Here is an 18,600-nt window from a genome sequence, read left to right as displayed (position 1 = left end):
TGGCCGGTCGGCCAAACGATGTCCCTCCCGTCGGGCGATCGACACGAGTTTCCTGATGTCGGGTGTTCCGGCGGGTCGGGATGGCCCGGTTTCGCGGAGCTGGAGTCGATCTCACCCCAAACGGTCGGTCGGAACTGGTTTCTGTCGTACCCGGTGGTTAGCGTCGATGTGACCGACGGTGCTCGGTCGGCGACGACAGGGCGCCGGCCCTGCGCCGCGAGCCGATCAGGAGGTGTGATGCTCATCGACTGCGACGGGTGCGCGAAGCGGGCCGACGGCTGTTCCGGCTGCCCGCTGACCGCCCTGTTCGACGAAACGTCCCCGGCGGCCGGGCTGGTCGCCGCCGAGGTCGAGGCCATCGAGGTGCTCGCCCGAGCCGGCTTCGACGTGGAGGTGCTGGCCGCGCCCGCACGGCCCGGGATCGCTCACCGCCGCGCCACCCGCCGGGTCGCCTGAGCGCGAGACCGCGCCCGGGAGCGCGCTTTCCGCGGGCCATAGGATGAGCGGTCACGGCGGGAGGAGCGGCGCGATGAGCGGGGTACGACGGGTGGTGACGCGGTGACCCCGCGCGGGTGGGCGTTGCTGACCCTGGCCGGCTTGACCGTCGCGTTGGTCGTGCTCGCCGCGCTGCTCATTCCGTGGCACCGACCTCCGGCACCCCGCGCCGACCAGCTCGCCGCGCTGGGTGACCTGCCGGCGGAGCAGGTGGCCAAGGGGCGGGAGTTCCGGGCCGCGCTGCGCCCCGGCGGCTACACCGCGCTCGCCATCGGGCTGTTGGTCGCCCTGGCGCTCGGGCTCACCCCGCTGGGCAGCCGCCTGGTCGAGCTGGTGGCTCGGCCCTTCGGCGGGCACTGGGCCGCGCAGGCCGTGCTCGGTGGGCTGGCCGTGGTCCTCGTCGCCGACCTCGTCACGCTCCCGTTCGCCGCCTGGCGTCAGAGCGTGCTCACCCGCTACGGGTTGAGCACCAACGGTTGGAGCGGCTGGGCGGTCGACCTGCTCAAGTCGTACGCCGTCAGCGCGGTGATCGGCGCGGTGGCGCTGTTCGGCTTCTACGCGGTCATCCGGCTCGCGCCGCGCTGGTGGTGGGCGTTCGGCGCGGGTGGTGCGGCGATGCTGGTGGTGCTGCTGTCGTTCGTGCTGCCGGTGCTGGTCGAGCCGGTGTTCAACCGGTTCACCCCGATGGAGCAGGGCCAGCTGCGCACCGAGCTGATGAGCATGGCGGCCCGCGACGGGGTGCCGGTGCGCGACGTGCTGGTCGCCGACGCCTCCCGGCGCACCAAGGCGGTCAACGCGTACGTCTCCGGTCTCGGCCCGACGCGGCGGGTCGTCGTCTACGACACGTTGCTGACCGAGGCGACCCCGGCCGAGGTGACAGCCGTGGTGGCGCACGAGTTGGGGCACGCCAAGGACTCCGACGTGGCGGCCGGCACGCTGACCGGGGCGTTGGGTGCCGCCGCGGCAGTGGTGGCGCTCTACCTGCTCGGCTCGTGGGGGCCGCTGCTACGGCTGGCCGGTGTCGACTCGGTCGCCCAACCGAGCGCGTTCCCGCTGCTGCTGGCCCTCGTCACGGTGGCCGGGCTGGTCGCCGCGCCGGTCCAGGCACTGATGTCGCGGCGGGTGGAGGCACGAGCCGACGCCCATGCGCTCGCGCTCACCCGCGACCCGGAGGCCTTCGAGTCGATGCAGCGCCGGCTCGGCTCGGTCAACCTCGGCGACCCCGATCCGCCGCGCTGGGAATACCTCTACTCGGCCTCGCATCCGTCCACCGTGGAGCGGATCGCCGCCGCCCGCGCGTACGCCCGGGAGTCTGGCCGATGAGCCGCACACTGCTGATCACCAACGACTTCCCGCCCCGCCCGGGCGGGATCCAGTCCTTCGTGCACAACCTCGCGGTGCGTCAACCGGCCGGCTCGGTGGTCGTGTATGCGTCGAGCTGGCGCGGTGCCGCGAAGTTCGACGCCGACCAGCCGTTCGAGGTGATCCGGGAGCGCACCCGGGTGCTGTTGCCCACCCCGTTGATCGCCCGCAGGGCGGCGCGGCTGGCTCGCGCGTACGACTGCGACACGGTGTGGTTCGGTGCGGCAGCGCCGTTGGGGTTGCTCGCCGCCGGTCTGCGGCGGCGGGCCGGCGTACGCCGGGTGGTGGCGCAGACCCACGGCCACGAGGTCGGTTGGGCGGCGCTGCCGGCGGCCCGGCCGGCGCTGCGGCGCATCGGCCGGGGCGTCGACGTCACCACCTACCTCGGCGAGTACACCCGCAGCCGGTTGGCCCGCGTGCTGGACGGGGTGACCGAGCTCCGCCGCTTGGCGCCCGGGGTCGACGTGGACACCTACCACCCGACAGTGGACGGTGAGCAGGTCCGGGCCCGGCTAGGGCTGACCGACCGGCCGGTGGTGGTCTGCGTGTCCCGGCTGGTGCCGCGCAAGGGTCAGGACATGCTGATCCGGGCACTGCCGGAGATCCGTCGCCGGGTGCCCGAGGCGGCGCTGCTGATCGTCGGCGGCGGGCCGTACCGGGCCACCCTGGAGAAGCTGGCCCGGCAGATCGGTGTGGAACGGGACGTCGTGTTCACCGGCTCGGTGCCGTCGGCCGAGTTGCCGGCGCACTACGCGGCGGGCGACGTCTACGCGATGCCCTGCCGCACCCGCAACCGCGGTCTCGACGTGGAGGGGTTGGGCATCGTCTACCTGGAGGCCTCCGCGACCGGCCTGCCGGTGGTGGCCGGTGACTCTGGCGGCGCACCGGACGCGGTCCGTGAGGGGGAGACCGGCTACGTCGTCCGCGGTCGGGACGTCGCGCAGCTCGCCGACCGGGTCGCCCGGCTTCTCGCCGACCGGGACCTGGCTCGCCAGCTGGGTGCTGCCGGCCGGGCGTGGGTGGAGCGGGAGTGGCGCTGGGAGGCGCAGGCGGACCGGATGGCGGCGTTGCTCGCCGGCTGACGCAGCGCCGTGCTCAGCTCTCCCGGGTCGGTGCGTAGCGAGGCACGTACTCCTGGCCGGTGAGCTTCTGGATCGCCGCCATGACCTCGTCGGTGACCGTCCGGATGTCGCGTGGCCCGTTGATCCGTTCGGCGACCGGGATCGGCGGGCCGAACCGCAGGGTGACGGGGTGCCGGCGGGGCAGCCGCGCGTCGACCGGCAGCACCTCGGCGGTGCCGGTGACGCCGACCGGGATGATCGGCACCTCGGCGTCGCGGGCCAGTCGGGTCATCCCGACGCGGCCCCGGTAGAGCCGTCCGTCCGGCGAGCGGGTGCCCTCCGGGTAGACGGCGACCAGGCCGCCGGCGCGCAGCACCGGTACAGCGGCGTCGAGGGCGCGTAGGGCGGCTCGGCCGTCGGCGCGGTCGACCCGGATGGCACCCATGCCGGCGACGATGCGCCGGTTGAGCCAGCCGCCCGGACCTCGGCCGGTGAAGTACTCGGCCTTGGCCCAGAAGGTCACGTGTCGGGGCGCCGCGGTGACGAGGAACAACTCGTCGGCGACGGACAGGTGGTTGCCGGCGAGGATCGCGCCGCCGTGCCGGGGCAGATGCTCCAGCCCTTCCACGCGGGGCCGCCAGCCCAGCCGCAGCGTGGTGCCGACGGTCAGCTTGGTGAGGTCGTACAGCAGGGGCACGTGTTCTCCGGGTTCAGGTGGGGTTCGGGCCGAGATGGGCGTCGAGCGCGGCGCGCAGCAGGGTGTCGTCCCCGGTGGCGCCGGTGGCCAGCGGCAGGCTGCCCCAGGCCCAGAGCTGGGCGATGCCGTGCAGGTTGGCCCAGAGCGCGCCGGCGAGCACCGGCGCGGGGGCGTCGGTCGGCCGGCGTACCTGGGCCACCAGGTCGGCGAGCACGTCGAACAGCGGCAGGCTCGTCTCGCGCAGGCGCAGCCGGCCGCTGTCCAGCAGGTCGTGACGGAACATCAGCTCGAACATGCCGCGATGGGCCGCCGCGAAGTCCAGGTACGTCCGGGCCAGCGCGGTCAATCGGGTACGCGGGTCCGGGTCGACGTCGCGCATCGTCTCCTCGACGCGGGCGGTGAGGTCGGCGAAGCCCTCCCGGGCGATGGCGGAGAGCAGGTCGACGTGGGTGGGGAAGTAGCGGCGCGGGGCGCCGTGTGAAACCCCGGCGCGGCGGGCGATCTCCCGCAGTGACACGGCCGACTGGCCCTCGCTGAGCACCAGGTCCACCCCGACGGCGACCAGCCGCGCCCGCAGCCCCTTCTCGTCCCCGTCCATAGACAGTGTCTACCAGCATCCGTAGACGCTGTCTACTCGGGGCGCGGGGCGCGTCGGTGGCGCGCGCTTTTCGCTGGGCTCATCGGTGGGGCCTGCTCAGCCACCATCGGGCGGCGTGTCGTGGGCTGCCGGGGACGTGGGAGTCAGCGTGATGCCTGTGAGTCATCAAGATGACGCACAGGCATCAGGCTCAATGGAGATACCGGACGGGGATCCTCGATCACTCCCTCACGTGATCCACTCCGGTTTCAAAAAGTCGGGGTGTCCTGATGCCAGGGATACCCCGCCATCATGGAAGACGAGTGGATCATGCCCGGCCGCGCGGCCCGAGGTTCAGCGGATGCGGGCCAGGATGCGATCGGCGGGGGCCGGGCGGCCGAAGTGCCAGCCCTGGGCGGCGTCGCAGCCGATCGCCCGCAGTCGCTCAGCCTGCCCGGCGGTTTCCACGCCCTCGGCAGTGACGGTCAGGTCCAGCGCGTGCGCCAGCGAGACCAGCGAGGCGAGGATCCGCTCGTCGGTGCGGCCGACCGACGGCGACCGCAGGCCGGCCACGAACTCCCCGGCCACCTTCAGTTCGGTCACCGGCAGGTCCCGCAGGTACGCCAGGTTGCTGTAGCCGGTGCCGAAGTCGTCGATGGCGATCCGCACTCCGAGGTCGGCCAGGACCCGCAGGGCGCGTACCGGCTCCTCGGCGGTGCTCATCATCGTGCTCTCGGTGATCTCCAGTTGCAGCCGTTCCGGCGGTAGACCGGTCTGCCGCAGCAACGCGCGGACCTCCTGCACCAGCCCGGGCCGGTGCACCTGGCGTACCGCCAGGTTGACGCTGACGAACGGTGCGGCGGCGCTACGGGCCGACCAGGCCTCCGCCTCGCGGCACGCCTCGGCCAGCACCCACCCACCCAGCTGCACGATCAGGCCGGTCTCCTCGGCCAACCCGATGAAGCTGTCCGGTCGAAGCACCCCCAGTTCCGGGTGCCGCCAACGGACCAGCGCCTCTACGCCGACCAGGCTGCCGTCGCGCAGTGAGGTCAGCGGCTGGTAGTCGAGGTAGAACTCGCCGCGTTCCAGGGCGGCCGGGATGGCGGCGGAGAGCGCGTACCGGGCCAGTTCACGTTGGTTGCGCTCGGCATCGTAGAGAGCCCAGCGGGCCCCGCCAGCGGCCTTCGCCCAGTGCAGCGTGCTGTCGGCGGCCCGCATCAGGTCGCTGGGGTTGGCACCGGCCACCTGGCGCTCGACGATGCCGATGCTCGCCGAGATCTGCAGCTCGTGCCCGTCGACCAGCGCCGGTGCCCGGACCGCGGCCAGGGCGGTCTCGGCCACCTCCAGCATGTCGTCGGTGCCGCCGCTGCGCTCCACCAGGATGACGAACTCGTCCCCGCCCAGGCGGGCCAGCAGGTGCTCACCCATGGCCTTGCACAACCGCTCGGCCACGGTGACCAGCAGATGGTCGCCAACCTGGTGCCCCAGGGTGTCGTTCACGACCTTGAAGCGGTCCAGGTCCAGGAAGCACACCCCGACCCGCTCCGCGCCCCGGCCCGGCTCGTTCAGCGCGGTGGTGAGCCGCTCGGTGAACAGCGTCCGGTTGGGCAGGCCGGTGAGGGGGTCGTGGGTGGCCTGATGCCGGAACCGGGCCTCGCTGGCCCGTAGCGCCCGCTCGGCCTGGGTGCGGGCCCTCATCGCGGCCCGGCGGATCGACTCCTGCTCGTCGAGCGTCCGGTCCCGCAACGCGCGGGCATAGCCGGTCGCCACCGCCGCGAGCAGCCGGGCCATCCGGTCCTCGACGTCCTCGGCCACCAACCCCAGGTCGCGCACAAGGCGGAGCTGGATGACCTCGACGGTACGACCGAGGCCCTCCGCGGAGGCGATGTGCGCGGCGACCAGCTCGGCGCCGACCCGGTGCCCGGCACGCAGGTCGAACGGCTCGGTGAGCAACGCGCCAGCCAGTTGCCCGGTGAGCCGGTGCAGCAGGGTTTCCAGCTGGGCCTGGGTCATCGGCAGGTAGCTGGTGCCGGAGACCGCCTTGGCCCAGGCGCGCGCGAACGTGCCCGGGTGGGTGACCACCTCGGGCAGCTCAGTCACCGAGTCGCCCGACGCCGCCCATGAAGACCGCGCGCTCGGCGTCCTCCGCGCTCTCCGGGGTGTCCGGTCGCCACTCGGGCACCCAGACCACGCCGGGGTCGAGCAGCTCGAACCCGTCGAACAACTCGGTCAACTCGGCGCGGCTGCGCACCCACAGCGGGTTGTCGGTACGCCGGTAGACCCGCTCGGCCTCGGCGCGTTCGTCGTCGCTGCGCCCGTCGTCGCTGGCCTGCGACAACACGAGGTAGCTGCCGGGGGCCAACGCGTCGCGCAGCGTCCGCAGAAGCTCCGCCGGTCGGTCGTCGTCGGAGACGAAGTGCAGGACGGCCACCACCATCACGGCGACCGGCTGGCTCAGGTCGAGCAGCTTGCGGACGTCGGGGTGGGCCAGGATCGCCTCCGGGCGCCGCAGGTCCTCCTGGACGACCACGGCCCGCTCGTTGCCGGCGAGGATCTCGCGGCTGTGCGCCACGGCCACCGGGTCGACGTCCACATAGACCACCCGTGACTGCGGGTCGAGCCGCTGGGCGATCTCGTGCACGTTGCCGACGGTCGGGATGCCCGAGCCGATATCCAGGAACTGCCGGATCCCCGCCTCGGCGAGGTGGTGCACGGCCCGGCGCAGGAACGCCCGGTTGGCCTGGGCCATCAGCGGCGCCTCCGGCACCGCCGCGACCATCGCCTGCGCCGCGGCTCGGTCAGCGGCGAAGTTGTGGGAGCCGCCGAGGTAGTAGTCGTACATCCGCGCGACGCTCGGGCGCTCGATGTCGATGGTGTCGGGTGCCCAGTCCGGCCGCTGCATGCGTCAACCCCTCGAATCCGCGACGCGAGCGTCGTCGCCCGCGCGGGTATTGTGCACCCGCCACGCACGCCAGACCATAGCGCGCCGGAGGTTGCCCGCCGACGTCGGTCGATACGCGACGGTCCGCGCCTGGCCGAAGCTGGCGCGGACCGTCGGTCGCGACGTCCCGCTCGACGAGCGGGGACAGGTCAGAACTTGGGAGCGTCCGGTGCCTCGAGCAGGCCGAGCCGGAGCGCGGTCATCAGGGCCTGAGCCCGGTTGGCCGCGCCGAGCTTCTCGTAGAGCTTGGAAATGTGCGTCTTGGCCGTGGACTCGCTGACGAACAGCTGCTTCGCGATGCCCGCCACGCTCATTCCGTCGGCGAGCAGCCGCAGCACCTGCCCCTCCCGCGGTGACAACTGCGGGCCGGACGGGGCGAGCCGACGCTTCATGGCCTCAGCCAGGTCGGCGGCGGTGAACGCGCTGGGGGAGGAGGCGGCGTGCCGTGCGGCGGCCACCACCTCGTCGGCCGGGGCGGTCTTCGGCACGAAGGCGCTCGCCCCGGCCTCCAGGGCGCCGAAGAGCTGGTCGTCGCCGGCGTACATGGTCAGCACGACGATGCCCATCGACGCGCTGGACTTACGCAGCGCGCGGGTGGCCTCCAGGCCGCTGCCGTCGGGCAGCCGCAGATCCATGATCACCACGTCCGGCTGCAGGGCGCCGGCCTGGCGTACGCCCTCCGCCGCCGTGGCCGCCTCACCGACGACCTCGAACTGGCGGTCGCGCTCGAAGGCGTGCCGCAGGCCCTTGCGAATCAGGTCATGATCGTCAACAAGGAGGACCTTGGTGCGGGTGGCCGGTGTCGGACTTGTGGTCATCCTCGGGTTACTCCCCTTCTGATGGTGCTGCGCTGTCGCGCACGTTGTCGCGCCGGGCCGAGGTGCCGAGAACCACCGCCACGGTCGTGCCGCTGGGTTGCCGCGGCCTGATCTCCAACCGGCCCCGGATACGTTCCGCCCTCTCGGCCATGATCGCAAGACCGTACCGTCCGTCGGGGCGCTGGTCAGCCATCCCCTGACCGTCATCCGACACTTCTATTTGTGCATACGGCGGGTCGACCTCACACGTGACCCACAGATTCGAGGCTCCGGCGTGCTTGCGGGCGTTGGTCACCGCCTCCTGGGCGATGCGCAGCAACTCGGCCTCGGTGGCGGCCGGCAGCCGCGCGGTGGACTCGTCCAGCGAGAGGTGCACCCGCAACCCTCCGGACGCGCCGACGGTGCGCGCGTACTCGGCGATCGCCGCGGCCAGCCCGCCCTGCCGGTCCACCTCACTGCGCAGCTCGAAGAGGCTCAACCGCAGCTCCTGGATCACCCGGGTCACCTCGGCGCGCAGCGTACGCAGGGCCTCGGCGGTCTCGTCGGCGTCGTCGAAGACGGTGGCCAGGGCGTTGTCGATGCCGTAGCCGACCATCACCAGCTCCTGCGCCACCCCGTCGTGGATCTCCCGGGCCAGCCGCTGCCGCTCCTCGTTGGTGGCGAGCGAACGCACCTCGTCGAAGAGCAGCGCCGCCTCCAGCCGCAGCGCGGCCGGGCGGGTCAGCGCGGTCACCCGGGACACCACCGGCGGCGGGTACGCGTGCGCGGCGTCCGCCTCCAGCACCACCAGCCCCACCGTGCGTACCCCGGCGACCAGCGGAACGATCAGCGCGGACACGTCGCCGCCACGGTGCGAGCGGGACTGCGAGCGCGCGGCCGTCGTGGCCTGCTGGCTGGCCCAGGCGTCGGCGATGGCCGAGTCCGCGTCGAGTGTCGTCTCCCAGTCCACCCGGTCGACGCCGGCCTGGGCGAGCACCACGAGCCGGCCGCCGCCGCTGGCCGACAGCACCGCGCCCCGGTCGGCCTGGGCCACCGTGCGCAACTCCTCCAGCAGGTGCTCGGAGATGCCGCCCGGATCCAGGGTGGCCCCGGGCAGCTGCCGGGCGACCGTCCGCAGTTGGGTCAGCAGTCGGGTGGCCTCGGCGTACGGCTGGGGTTTGCCCTCGTTGCGGACGGCCATTACCCGGTGCAGGGTGCCGGCGGCGTAGAGCCCCAGCGCCGCCAGGATGAGCCACTGCGCGCAGACCGCGAGGTATCCGAGCTGGCCGAGCTGGGGTCCTCCGTCGACCTGGGTCAGCGCGCCGCTGACCAGCAGGGTGGCGGCGGTGACCGCGAGCAGGGCGGTGCCCTCGGAGAAGCGCCGGCGCAGCGCGGTGACGGTCACCGGGACCGCCAGGTAGGGGAGTACTGCCGAGGCGCCGAGGCCGTCGACGGTGCCGCCGATCGACGCGACCGCCGCCACGTGACTCGCGGCGAGGCCCAGCACCACCACCTCCGCCACCCGGCTCAGCGGCGCGATCAGCCGGTGTTGCGGGGCGAGCAGGGACGGCAGCCCGGCCACCGCCAGCAACGCGATCCACCACAGCTGGCCAACGTCACGGGTGGCGAAAAGGGTCAGGACGGCGATCAGCGCCAGCATCACCAGGCGGGCGGCCGCGGCGAGGGGATGCGGGTGCGGTGCTGTTGCTGTGGATGCGGGCACGTGACGGATGGTAGTCAGCCTCGGTAGATATCGGCGATCTCCGCCGCGTACGTCTTGTGGACAACCTGGCGTTTGACCTTGAGCGACGGGGTCAGTTCGCCGGTCGCTTCGGTGAAGTCCCGGGGCAGGACCCGGAACACCTTGATCGCCTCGGCCTTGGAGACGGCCTGGTTTGCCGTGTCGATCGCGGTCTGGATCTCCTGACGCAGGCCCTCGTGCTCGCGCAGCTGCTCGACGGTGGTGTCGGCGGGCATTCCGGCGCTCTGCAGCCAGGCCGGCAGCGCCTCCTCGTCGACGGTGACCAGTGCCGCGATGAACGGCTTGGCGTCACCGACCACGACGCACTGGCTGATCAACGGGTGCGCCCGAACCAGGTCCTCCAGCACCGCCGGGGCGACGTTCTTGCCGCCAGCGGTGACGATCAGCTCCTTCTTCCGGCCGGTGATGCTGAGGTAGCCGTCGCTGTCGAGCTGGCCCAGGTCGCCGGTGCGGAACCAGCCGTCGGCGCTGAGGACCTCGGCGGTCGCGGACTCGTTGCGCCAGTAGCCCTGGAAGATCAGATCGCCGGAGAGCAGGATCTCGCCGTCGTCCTCGATCCGTACGGTCACGCCGGGGAACGGGCGGCCGACGGTGCCGATCCGGGTGCCGTCCGGCAGGTTCGATGCGGCCGCGGGTGAGGTCTCGGTCAGGCCGTAGCCCTCCAGGATCGTCACGCCGATGCCCCGGAAGAAATGACCGAGTCGGGCGCCGAGCGGTGCGCCGCCGGAGATGGCATCGCGGCACCGGCCGCCGAGCGCGGCGCGCAGCTTGCGGTAGACCAGCCGGTCGAAGACCACGTGCTGGGCGCGCAGCGCCAGGCCAGGTCCGCCCGGGGTCTCCAGAGCCTCGCTGTACGCGATGGCGACCTGCTCGGCTCGGGCGAAGATTCGCCCCTTGCCGTCCGATTCGGCCTTCTGCTTGGCCGCGTTGTAGACCTTCTCGAACACCCGGGGTACGGAGAGTACGAAGGTCGGCTTGAACCCCTGCAGCTCGGCGACCAGGTTCTTGGTGTCCGCGCAGTGACCCATGGTGACCCTGGCCTGCACGACGCCGATCTGGATCAGCCGGGCGAAGGCGTGCGCCAGCGGCAGGAAGAGCAGGGTGCTCGCGCCGGGGTTGAACAGGTTCGGCAACACCGGCACCGCGTTGGCGATGTCGGCGTACATGTTGCGGTGGGTGAGCACACAACCCTTGGGCCGGCCGGTGGTGCCGCTGGTGTAGATGATCGTGGCGAGGTCGCCGGCGTGGACGGCCTTGCGCCGCCGCTCGACCTCGGCCAGTTCGACGCTGGCACCGCTCGTGACCAGCTCTTCGACCGCGCCCCGGTCGATCTGCCAGACGTGGTTCAGTTCGGGCAGCCGGTGCCGGACGCCGGCGACCAGGGCGGCGTGCGCCTCGGTCTCCACCATCACGGCGGTCGCGTTGGAATCCTCGAGGATCCACGCGGCCTGCTCGGCGCTGGAGGTCTCGTAGATCGGCACGGTGACCGCGCCGACGGTCCAGATGGCGTAGTCCAGCAGCGTCCACTCGTAGCGGGTGCGGCTCATCAGGCCGACCCGGACGCCGGGTTCGATGCCGGCGGCGATGAGCCCGCGGGCGACGGCGGCCACCTCGTCCCGGAACTGGAGGCAGGTCACCTCGGTCCAGGCGGTGACGGCGCCGTCAGCGCTCGCGGTGGGGCGGGCGAACTGGACGGCGTCGGGCGCGGCCTCGGCGTTGTCCCAGACCGGATCGGTGAGGTTGGCCGCGTCGCCAACGGTGACGATCGGCGGGACGGAGAACTCGCGCACCTGCACTCCTTCGTGCTCGCACTGGTCGGGCCAGCCGTCACCCGTGGGTGTCGGCTGTGTCGAAACCTACCTGGTGAGCACCGGCACACCGCCAACGCCCGGGGCTGTTCCGGCCGCCTGCGGGCCTCGGGACGTGCCGACGGGGGCGGCGCGGCACACCGGCGGTACCCGCCGGGTAGCCTCGCCCCATGGCGGACTCCTCCACCCAGTCGATCATCATCGGCGCCGCACCGGATCGGGTGGCGGCGGTCATCTGCGACTTCGGGCGCTACCCGGAGTGGACCGACGCTTTGCGCCGCGCCGAGGTCGTCGAGGAGTACGAGGACGGCTACGCCAGCCAGGTGCGCTTCACCATCGACGCCGGAGTGATGGCCGACGAGTACGTGCTCGCCTACGAGTACGCCGAGGACCTGTCCCGCATCGAGTGGCACCTTGTCGCGCCCTCGAAGATGCAGAAGAGCCAGCGCGGGTCGTACGACCTGGTGGGCAACCCGGACGGCAGCACCACGGTGACCTACACGCTGGAGGTCGACCTGTCGGTGGGAATGCTCGGGATGTTTCGCCGCAAAGCCGAGAAGATGATCATGGACACCGCGTTGAAGCAGCTCAAGCGCCGGGTAGAAGCAACCGGTGCGGCGCAGTGACGTGTCCGGTGGCACGGTAGAGGAGCCGAGGGTGGGCGGAACGGATCCGGGTTCGGCCCGGGAAGAGGCGGAGCGGCTGGTCGCCACACTGCTGGCGGGGGCGCGACTGGCCTCCGCAGGCTCGGCGGGCGGCGCGTTCGGCTCGCTGGGCGGGGTGCTGGCCGGTGTCCTCGGTCACAGTGCCGGCCCGGACGGGCGTCCGGGCCCCGGAGGTGTTTTCGCCACCGGATCGGCCGAATGCTGCGTCTGCCCGGTCTGTCGGGGCATCGCCGCGTTGCGTGACCCGAGTCCGGAATTCGCCGAACGTCTCGCGACCGGCGCCGGAGACCTGGCGGCGGGCGTCGCCAGCCTGCTCCGCGCGTTCTCCCCGGCGGAGCCGCCCTCGACGAACCCCTCCGAGCCACCATTCGAGCAACCCACCCGGACCGCGCCGGCACCGGCCGCGAGCACCGACGATGTGCTCCCGCAGCCGGCCCCGGACGAGCCGCCCGCCACGGCCGGTGACAACCACGTGTGGCGCGATGCCACCCGCACCGGGCATGATTCTCAGCCGGCGCCGGAGCGGGATGTCTGGTCGGTCGCCACCCGGACGGCGGACCCACTCGCCCCGGCCGCCGCACCACCCGTCGACGAGGCCGGGTCGGCGACCGTACCGGCACCGACCACCCGTCCCGTGGTGCCCGCCTCGCGGGTGCCCGACGACACCGACGCGGAAGCATCGGGCGACGGCGCCTGAGCGCGGGACATTTCCGACCCGGACCGGCATGCCGCCGGGACACGGGCCGGACGGCACAGCAGAGGGGGCGGCAGCGGTGACGCTGACCATCGGAGTCGACGTCGGTGGCACGAAGGTGGCTGGCGGTGTCGTGGACGACACCGGCACGGTCCTCGTGCAGGCCCGACGGGACACTCCCGCCGATGACGTCGGCAAGACCCGCGACGTCATCATCGAGCTGGTCGGTGAGCTGGCAGCCGGGCGGACGATCGAGGCCGTGGGCATCGGCGCGGCCGGCTGGATCGACGCCAGCCGTTCGACAGTGCTCTTCGCCCCCAACCTGGCCTGGCGCGACGAACCGCTGCGTGAGTACGTCAGCAAGGCCATCGGTCTGCCGGTGATCGTGGAGAACGACGGAAACGTGGCCGCCTGGGCCGAGTTCCGGTACGGCGCCGCCCGCGACGCCGACGACTCCATGATCATGTTCACCATCGGCACCGGCGTCGGCGGCGGCATCGTCCTCGGCGGCGAGCTGATGCGCGGCGCGCACGGCATCGCCGCGGAGCTGGGCCACATGCTGGCCGTTCCGGACGGGCACCAGTGCGGCTGCGGCCGGCTGGGCTGCATCGAGCAGTACGCCAGCGGCAGCGCCCTCGTACGCTTCGCCCGGGCCGGCGCCCGCCAGGAGCCCAACCGGGCCACCGCGCTGCTCGAACTGGCCGGTGGCGAGGCCGAGGCGATCACCGGCCCGATGGTGACCGCCGCAGCGCAGGGCGGTGACCTGATCTCCGCCGAGGCGTTCGCCCAGATCGGCCGGTGGCTGGGCACCAGCCTCGCCGACATGGCGCAGATCCTCGACCCGCAGACCCTGGTGGTCGGTGGCGGTGTGATCGACGCCGGTGACCTGCTGCTCGGCCCGACCCGCCGTTCGTACCTCGACGCGCTCGCCCAGCGTGGTCGCCTGCCGGTGGCCGAGGTGCTGCCGGCGGAGCTGGGCAACAGCGCCGGCGTCATCGGTGCCGCCGACCTGGCCCGCCGGATCTGAGGCGGTCCGCGATGGGCGTACCGCTGCGGGTCGTGTCGTACAACATCCACAGCCAGCGCGACGACACCGCCGCGCTGGCGGCCGTGGTCCGGGCCGCGCGGCCGGACGTGGTGATCGTGCAGGAGGGGCCGCGCCGGTTCCGGTGGCGACAGAAGTCCGCCACGCTGGCCGAGTCGTTCGGCCTGGTGGTGGCTGCCGGCGGCCTGCCTGCGCTGGGCAACCTGCTGTTGACCAGCCTCCGGGTCCAGGTGCGGGCCACCCGGTGCCAGCGCTTCCCGCTGACCCCCGGCCGGCACCTGCGCGGCGCCGCGTACGCCGAATGCCGGGTCGGCGACGCCCGCTTCACCCTCGCCGGCTCGCACCTGTCCACCGACCCGGGTGAGCGTCCGACCCAGGCCGCCGAGTTCAAGCGTGGGTTGGACGAGGCGACCAGCCCGGTGCTCGCCGGCGCGGACCTCAACGAGGGCCCGGACGGGCCGGCGTGGGCGACCGTGTCGCGCGGGTTGACCGACGCCGCGGTGGCGGCCGACCGGGCGGACCGGCTCACCTACTCCTGCGCCGAGCCGCGCCGACGCATCGACGCGCTCTTCGTCGACCCGCGGATCACCGTGGTCGACTACGACGTGGTGGACACCCCGCAGACCCGCCGGGCCAGCGACCACTTCCCGGTCCTGGTCGACCTGCTGCTGCCCGACGCCGACTGACCCCCGAGGCCGGTTCGACAGTCGACGCTTCCGCGTCAGGGCTGGACATCCGGCCCCGTTGTGGAGAGGATTTCGCGGCGACCGGCACGCCTGCCGTACCAAAAGGAGATGTTTCGGTGTCCACCTCCACCGACCACGGCCGGCCCGACCCCGAAGCGATCCCGTCCGCGCTGAGCAGCGACGGTCGCCCGGTCTCCGACCGGGGCGACACGGTCTGCGTCATCGGGGCCGGGGCCAGCGGCCTGACTGCCATCAAGAACCTGCGCGAGCACGACTTCGGCGTCGACTGCTACGAGCGGGAGACCGGCGTCGGCGGCGCCTGGAACTGGCGACACGACCGCAGCCCGGTGTACGCCAGCACCCACCTGCTGTCGTCGAAGCCGTTCACCCAGTTCCCCGACTTCCCGATGCCGGACTCCTGGCCGGACTACCCGCACCACAGTCAGCTGCTGTCGTACTTCGAGCGCTACGCCGACCACTTCGACCTGCGTTCGCACATCTGGTTCGGCACCGAGGTGATCCGGGTCGAGCCCGCCGAGGGGGACCGGTGGGACGTCACCACCCGCTCCACCGGCGGGTACGGCCCGGAGCGCACCTCCCGGTACGCCGCCGTGGTGATCGCCAACGGTCACAACTGGTCGCCGAAGCTGCCCCGCTACGAAGGGCTGGAGGAGTTCCGCGGCGAGATCATGCACGCCTCGTCCTACAAGGACCCGGCGCAGCTGCGCGGCAAGCGGGTGCTGGTGGTCGGCGCCGGCAACACCGGCTGCGACATCGCCGTCGAGGCCGCCCAGCAGGCGTCGCGCTGCTGGCACTCCACCCGGCGCGGCTACTGGTACGCGCCGAAGTACGTGCTCGGCCGCCCCGCCGACCAGGTGAACGACACCCTGCTGGCGCTGCGCGTGCCGCTGCGGGTGCGGCAGTGGCTCTACCACTGGACGCTGCGCCTGACCGTCGGCGACCTGACCCGCTTCGGCCTGCCCAAACCCGACCACCGGGTGTACGAGACGCACCCCATCGCGAACAGCCAGCTCGTCTACTACGTGGGCCACGGCGCGATCGGCCCGGTGCCGGACATCGCACGGTTCCACCCGTACGCGGTGGAGCTGGCCGACGGCCGCCAGATCGACCCCGAGGTGGTCATCTTCGCCACCGGCTACCTGCCGCGCTTCGAGTTCCTCGACGCCTCGGTGTTCGGTGACAGCGCCGGCGCGGGTCGGCCCACGCTGTGGCTCAACGCGTTCACCCCGGGGCACCCGACGCTGGCGGTCGCCGGCCTGTTGCAGCCGGACTCCGGGTTGTTCACCCTGTCGCACTGGCAGACGGTGCTCTTCGCCCGCCTGCTGCGGGCTCGCCGGGACCGGCCGGAGCGGGCCGCCGCGTTCGCGTCTCGGGTGCGTGAGCGTGCCGGTGAGCGCTACTCCGGGCAGGTCAAGGAGAGCAGCCGGCACTGGTTCGAGGTCGGTCACGCCGACTACCTGCGCGCCATCCAGCGCGCCCTGCACGACCTGGAGGCCAAGTGAGATCCCCGGTCGCGGACGAAAGGCAGACCAGTGACTGAGCTGCGGATCATGCGAGGCCGGGAGTGGTCGCGCCCGGTCCGGTCGGCGCGGCGGGAGGTGCTCAGCGCCCTTCCCGAGCTGGAGCAGGGGCGGTCGCCGCTGCTCTTCGTACCCGGGTTCGGGCACGGCGCGTGGGCGTTCGCCGAGCACTGGTTGGGTCACGCCGCGTCGCGGGGCTTCCCGGCGTACGCGGTGAGCCTGCGGGGGCACGGTGGCAGCGAGCCGGCGCCGGACGCGACGCTGCGGGCGTACGCCCATGATGTGGTCCAGGTGGCTGCGAGCCTGCCGCGGCAGGCGGTGCTGGTGGGGCACGGCGCCGGGGCCCTGGTGGTGGCGCACGCGTTGGCCCGCTACCCGGCGCGGGGCGCGGTGCTGGTGGCACCCGTCTTCGGCGGTTGGGGAGTGCTGGGTGCGGCGCTGCGCCGGAACCCGGCGGGCACGCTGCCGGCGGTGTTCGGCGGGCCGCTGCGGCTCAACCGCGCTCAGTTGTTCAGCCGTGAGTTGTCCGACGAGGAGGCCCGACGGCACGTCGGACGTCTCGGTCGGGCGGGCCGCCGGGCGCAGTGGGCGCTGCTGGGCGAGCCGGAGGCCGAGCCGGCCGTGGGCTCGCCTCCGGTGCTGGTGCTGGGCAGCCCGGACGACCGGGTGGTGCCGGCGTCGACGTTGACCCGGGTGGCCCGCCGGTACGGTTCGGCCCCGCTGCTCTTCCCCGGGATGGGCCACGACCTGATGCTCGACGCGCGGTGGGCGGAGCCGATCGACGCGATCCTGGACTGGCTGGAGAAGGAGCCCGCGGCGGCACACTGAGCCTTCGGGCGCGCCGCTGCGGCCCCGTCGGTCAGCCGCCGGCCTGGTGGGTGGCCGGGCTGGCGGTCGGGGCGGTGGCGGGTCGCGGCACCAGAGCCACGCCGTCGGGGTTGGTGTCGGTGCTGGACAGGCGACCGACCAGGGCGCCGCCCTCGTCCAGGGCCCGGAGGTAGGAGCGGGCCCACGCCCGGATGTCGTGCTCGTGCAGGTGGGCGCGCATGGCCCGCATCCGTTGGGTGACGTCGGCCGGGCTGGCCCGCAGCGCCGCGCGGAGGCCCTGCTTGAGCCCTTCCAGGTCGTGCGGGTTGACCAGGTACGCCTGGGACAGCTCCGCGGCGGTGCCGGCGAACTCGCTGAGCAGCAGGGCCCCGGTGTCGTCCACGCGGGCGGCCACGTACTCCTTGGCGACCAGGTTCATCCCGTCGCGCAGCGGGGTCACCGCCATCACGTCGGCGACCCGGTAGAGCGCGGCCAGCTCGGCCCGGTCGAAGGGCTGGGTGAGGTAGTGGATCGCCGGCTCGCCGACCCGGCCGAACTCGCCGTTGATCCGGCCCACCTCGCGCTCGATGCGCTCACGCAGGATCTGGTATTGGCCGACGCGTTCCCGGCTCGGCATCGCGACTTGCACCAGCACCGTGTCGCGGACCTTGACGTCGCCGGTGGCGAGCAGTTCGCTGTATGCCTTGAGGCGCTGCTCGATGCCCTTGGTGTAGTCCATCCGGTCCACGCTGAGGATGACCTGCCGCGGGTCGCCGAGATCCTGCCGGAGCCGGCGGGCCCGGGCGGCCACCTCGGGGCGGGCGGCGAGCGCGCCCATCTCGGCGGTGTCGATGGAGACCGGGAACGCGCCGATGCGGACGACCCGGTCGTCGATGCCGATCCGGCGGTCGGTGGCCGGCAACTCCAGCACCCTGGTCACGAGCTGGGCGAAGTTGTGCGCCGCCTGCACGCGCTGAAAGCCGACCAGGTCGGCGCCGAGCATGCCGCGCAGCAACTCGGCTCGGCGGGGCAGCTGCATGAACAGCTCCGGCGGTGGGAACGGCACGTGCAGGAAGAACCCGATGCGCAGGTCGGGGCGGAGCGCGCGGAGCATGCCGGGGACCAGCTGCAGGTGGTAATCCTGCACCCAGACCACCCCGCCCGGCCCCGCCACCTCGGCGGTCGCCTCGGCGAAGCGCTGGTTGACCCGCTGGTAAGCCTCCCACCAGCGACGGTGATGCTGTGGCTGCTCCACGGCGTCGTGGTAGAGCGGCCAGAGGGTGGCGTTGGCGAACCCTTCGTAGTGGTCGCGCAGGTCTTCCGGGGTGAGCGCGACGGTGTGCATCCGGACGCCGTCCACGTCCGGCAGCGCGGGGGCCGGGCCGGTGCCGCCGGCCCAGCCGACCCAGGTCGCCGGGGTGTGCCGCAGAAGTGGGTGCAGCGCGCTGACCAGCCCACCGGGACTGCGTCGCCACTCGCAGGCCCCGTCCGGGGCCTGACTGTCGTCGATGGGGAGGCGGTTGGCCACCACCACGAGGGAACTCTGTCGCATCTCGGGCATTCCGATCAGCAGAGACTGACCGCCGCGAGCAAGGGAAAACCGGTCAGTCAGCGGGGGAAGTGACGTACAGCGGTATTCCTACTGACAGTAAGTTACACCAC

General features: G+C 72.7%; 17 protein-coding genes. 9 read left to right on the top strand and 8 right to left on the bottom strand.

Annotation, left to right across the window (positions count from 1 at the left end):
- Nucleotides 1-237 precede the first annotated feature (237 nt).
- The 3 genes from FBZ33_RS22500 (at nucleotide 238) to FBZ33_RS22490 (ending at nucleotide 2,939) form a co-directional block, all read left to right on the top strand.
- Nucleotides 238-456, top strand: a complete 219-nt coding sequence (locus tag FBZ33_RS22500; protein ID WP_099856110.1) for a hypothetical protein — start codon at nucleotides 238-240, stop codon at nucleotides 454-456.
- A 102-nt stretch (nucleotides 457-558) separates the two neighbouring features.
- Nucleotides 559-1,818, top strand: coding sequence for a M48 family metallopeptidase (locus FBZ33_RS22495; RefSeq protein WP_141910573.1), 1,260 nt, complete (start codon nucleotides 559-561; stop codon nucleotides 1,816-1,818).
- The gene (locus tag FBZ33_RS22490) at nucleotides 1,815-2,939 is read left to right on the top strand and encodes a glycosyltransferase family 4 protein (RefSeq protein WP_088949440.1); all 1,125 of its coding nucleotides are present in this window, start codon (nucleotides 1,815-1,817) and stop codon (nucleotides 2,937-2,939) included. The genes FBZ33_RS22495 and FBZ33_RS22490 overlap by 4 nt, the downstream gene beginning before the upstream one ends.
- A gap of 13 nt (nucleotides 2,940-2,952) precedes the next feature.
- Here FBZ33_RS22490 and FBZ33_RS22485 read toward each other — a convergent pair whose 3' ends face one another.
- The 7 genes from FBZ33_RS22485 to FBZ33_RS22455 form a co-directional block, all read right to left on the bottom strand.
- Nucleotides 2,953-3,615, bottom strand: coding sequence for a 1-acyl-sn-glycerol-3-phosphate acyltransferase (locus FBZ33_RS22485; protein WP_088949439.1), 663 nt, complete (start codon nucleotides 3,613-3,615; stop codon nucleotides 2,953-2,955).
- A gap of 13 nt (nucleotides 3,616-3,628) precedes the next feature.
- Nucleotides 3,629-4,213 carry a TetR/AcrR family transcriptional regulator gene (locus FBZ33_RS22480; protein WP_141910572.1) on the bottom strand — a complete coding sequence of 195 codons (585 nt, stop codon included), beginning with the start codon at nucleotides 4,211-4,213 and terminating at the stop codon, nucleotides 3,629-3,631.
- 333 nt (nucleotides 4,214-4,546) lie between these two features.
- Complete coding sequence (locus FBZ33_RS22475; RefSeq protein WP_255509150.1) at nucleotides 4,547-6,205, bottom strand: bifunctional diguanylate cyclase/phosphodiesterase; 1,659 nt, start codon at nucleotides 6,203-6,205, stop codon at nucleotides 4,547-4,549.
- Between the two features lie 79 nt (nucleotides 6,206-6,284).
- Complete coding sequence (locus FBZ33_RS22470; RefSeq protein ID WP_088949437.1) at nucleotides 6,285-7,094, bottom strand: SAM-dependent methyltransferase; 810 nt, start codon at nucleotides 7,092-7,094, stop codon at nucleotides 6,285-6,287.
- A 188-nt stretch (nucleotides 7,095-7,282) separates the two neighbouring features.
- On the bottom strand, nucleotides 7,283-7,951 hold the full coding sequence (locus FBZ33_RS22465) for a response regulator transcription factor (RefSeq protein ID WP_007072219.1): 669 nt from the start codon (nucleotides 7,949-7,951) through the stop codon (nucleotides 7,283-7,285).
- 7 nt (nucleotides 7,952-7,958) lie between these two features.
- On the bottom strand, nucleotides 7,959-9,653 hold the full coding sequence (locus FBZ33_RS22460) for a GAF domain-containing sensor histidine kinase (RefSeq protein ID WP_141910571.1): 1,695 nt from the start codon (nucleotides 9,651-9,653) through the stop codon (nucleotides 7,959-7,961).
- A gap of 14 nt (nucleotides 9,654-9,667) precedes the next feature.
- Nucleotides 9,668-11,482 (bottom strand): long-chain fatty acid--CoA ligase, encoded by a 1,815-nt coding sequence (locus FBZ33_RS22455; RefSeq protein ID WP_141910570.1) that lies wholly within the window; start codon nucleotides 11,480-11,482, stop codon nucleotides 9,668-9,670.
- 188 nt (nucleotides 11,483-11,670) lie between these two features.
- Between FBZ33_RS22455 and FBZ33_RS22450 the strand changes: the two genes are divergently transcribed.
- The 6 genes from FBZ33_RS22450 (at nucleotide 11,671) to FBZ33_RS22425 (ending at nucleotide 16,959) form a co-directional block, all read left to right on the top strand.
- Entirely contained in the window at nucleotides 11,671-12,126 is a 456-nt protein-coding gene (locus FBZ33_RS22450; RefSeq protein WP_088949435.1) for an SRPBCC family protein, read from the top strand.
- A 31-nt stretch (nucleotides 12,127-12,157) separates the two neighbouring features.
- Nucleotides 12,158-12,862: a hypothetical protein gene (locus FBZ33_RS22445; protein WP_141910569.1), complete on the top strand. Its 705-nt coding sequence runs from the start codon at nucleotides 12,158-12,160 to the stop codon at nucleotides 12,860-12,862.
- A gap of 76 nt (nucleotides 12,863-12,938) precedes the next feature.
- Nucleotides 12,939-13,886, top strand: coding sequence for an ROK family glucokinase (locus tag FBZ33_RS22440; RefSeq protein WP_141910568.1), 948 nt, complete (start codon nucleotides 12,939-12,941; stop codon nucleotides 13,884-13,886).
- Between the two features lie 11 nt (nucleotides 13,887-13,897).
- A complete protein-coding gene (locus tag FBZ33_RS22435; protein WP_088949432.1) occupies nucleotides 13,898-14,590 on the top strand; it encodes an endonuclease/exonuclease/phosphatase family protein in 693 nt (230 codons plus the stop codon).
- 116 nt (nucleotides 14,591-14,706) lie between these two features.
- Nucleotides 14,707-16,113 (top strand): NAD(P)/FAD-dependent oxidoreductase, encoded by a 1,407-nt coding sequence (locus FBZ33_RS22430; protein ID WP_141910567.1) that lies wholly within the window; start codon nucleotides 14,707-14,709, stop codon nucleotides 16,111-16,113.
- A gap of 48 nt (nucleotides 16,114-16,161) precedes the next feature.
- Nucleotides 16,162-16,959, top strand: a complete 798-nt coding sequence (locus FBZ33_RS22425; protein WP_141912873.1) for an alpha/beta hydrolase — start codon at nucleotides 16,162-16,164, stop codon at nucleotides 16,957-16,959.
- A 31-nt stretch (nucleotides 16,960-16,990) separates the two neighbouring features.
- On the opposite strand, the gene FBZ33_RS22420 is transcribed toward FBZ33_RS22425, so the two are convergent.
- On the bottom strand, nucleotides 16,991-18,490 hold the full coding sequence (locus FBZ33_RS22420; protein WP_255509012.1) for a trehalose-6-phosphate synthase: 1,500 nt from the start codon (nucleotides 18,488-18,490) through the stop codon (nucleotides 16,991-16,993).
- Between the last annotated feature and the right edge of the window lie 110 nt (nucleotides 18,491-18,600).

The sequence above is a fragment of the Micromonospora sp. A202 genome, assembly GCF_006715105.1.
GTDB classification, from domain to species: Bacteria; Actinomycetota; Actinomycetes; order Mycobacteriales; family Micromonosporaceae; genus Micromonospora; species Micromonospora zamorensis.
This window is presented reverse-complemented; position numbering and strand designations above follow the sequence as displayed.

What these genes read in the sequence shown, in the direction of transcription:
- FBZ33_RS22500 (WP_099856110.1), top strand. Translation starts at nt 238, where the DNA reads ATGCTCATCGACTGCGACGGGTGCGCGAAGCGGGCCGACGGCTGTTCC.
- FBZ33_RS22490 (WP_088949440.1), top strand. Translation starts at nt 1,815, where the DNA reads ATGAGCCGCACACTGCTGATCACCAACGACTTCCCGCCCCGCCCGGGC.
- FBZ33_RS22480 (WP_141910572.1), bottom strand. Translation starts at nt 4,213, where the DNA reads ATGGACGGGGACGAGAAGGGGCTGCGGGCGCGGCTGGTCGCCGTCGGG.
- FBZ33_RS22475 (WP_255509150.1), bottom strand. Translation starts at nt 6,205, where the DNA reads ATGACCCAGGCCCAGCTGGAAACCCTGCTGCACCGGCTCACCGGGCAA.
- FBZ33_RS22470 (WP_088949437.1), bottom strand. Translation starts at nt 7,094, where the DNA reads ATGCAGCGGCCGGACTGGGCACCCGACACCATCGACATCGAGCGCCCG.
- FBZ33_RS22465 (WP_007072219.1), bottom strand. Translation starts at nt 7,951, where the DNA reads ATGACCACAAGTCCGACACCGGCCACCCGCACCAAGGTCCTCCTTGTT.
- FBZ33_RS22450 (WP_088949435.1), top strand. Translation starts at nt 11,671, where the DNA reads ATGGCGGACTCCTCCACCCAGTCGATCATCATCGGCGCCGCACCGGAT.
- FBZ33_RS22435 (WP_088949432.1), top strand. Translation starts at nt 13,898, where the DNA reads ATGGGCGTACCGCTGCGGGTCGTGTCGTACAACATCCACAGCCAGCGC.
- FBZ33_RS22425 (WP_141912873.1), top strand. Translation starts at nt 16,162, where the DNA reads ATGCGAGGCCGGGAGTGGTCGCGCCCGGTCCGGTCGGCGCGGCGGGAG.
- FBZ33_RS22420 (WP_255509012.1), bottom strand. Translation starts at nt 18,490, where the DNA reads ATGCGACAGAGTTCCCTCGTGGTGGTGGCCAACCGCCTCCCCATCGAC.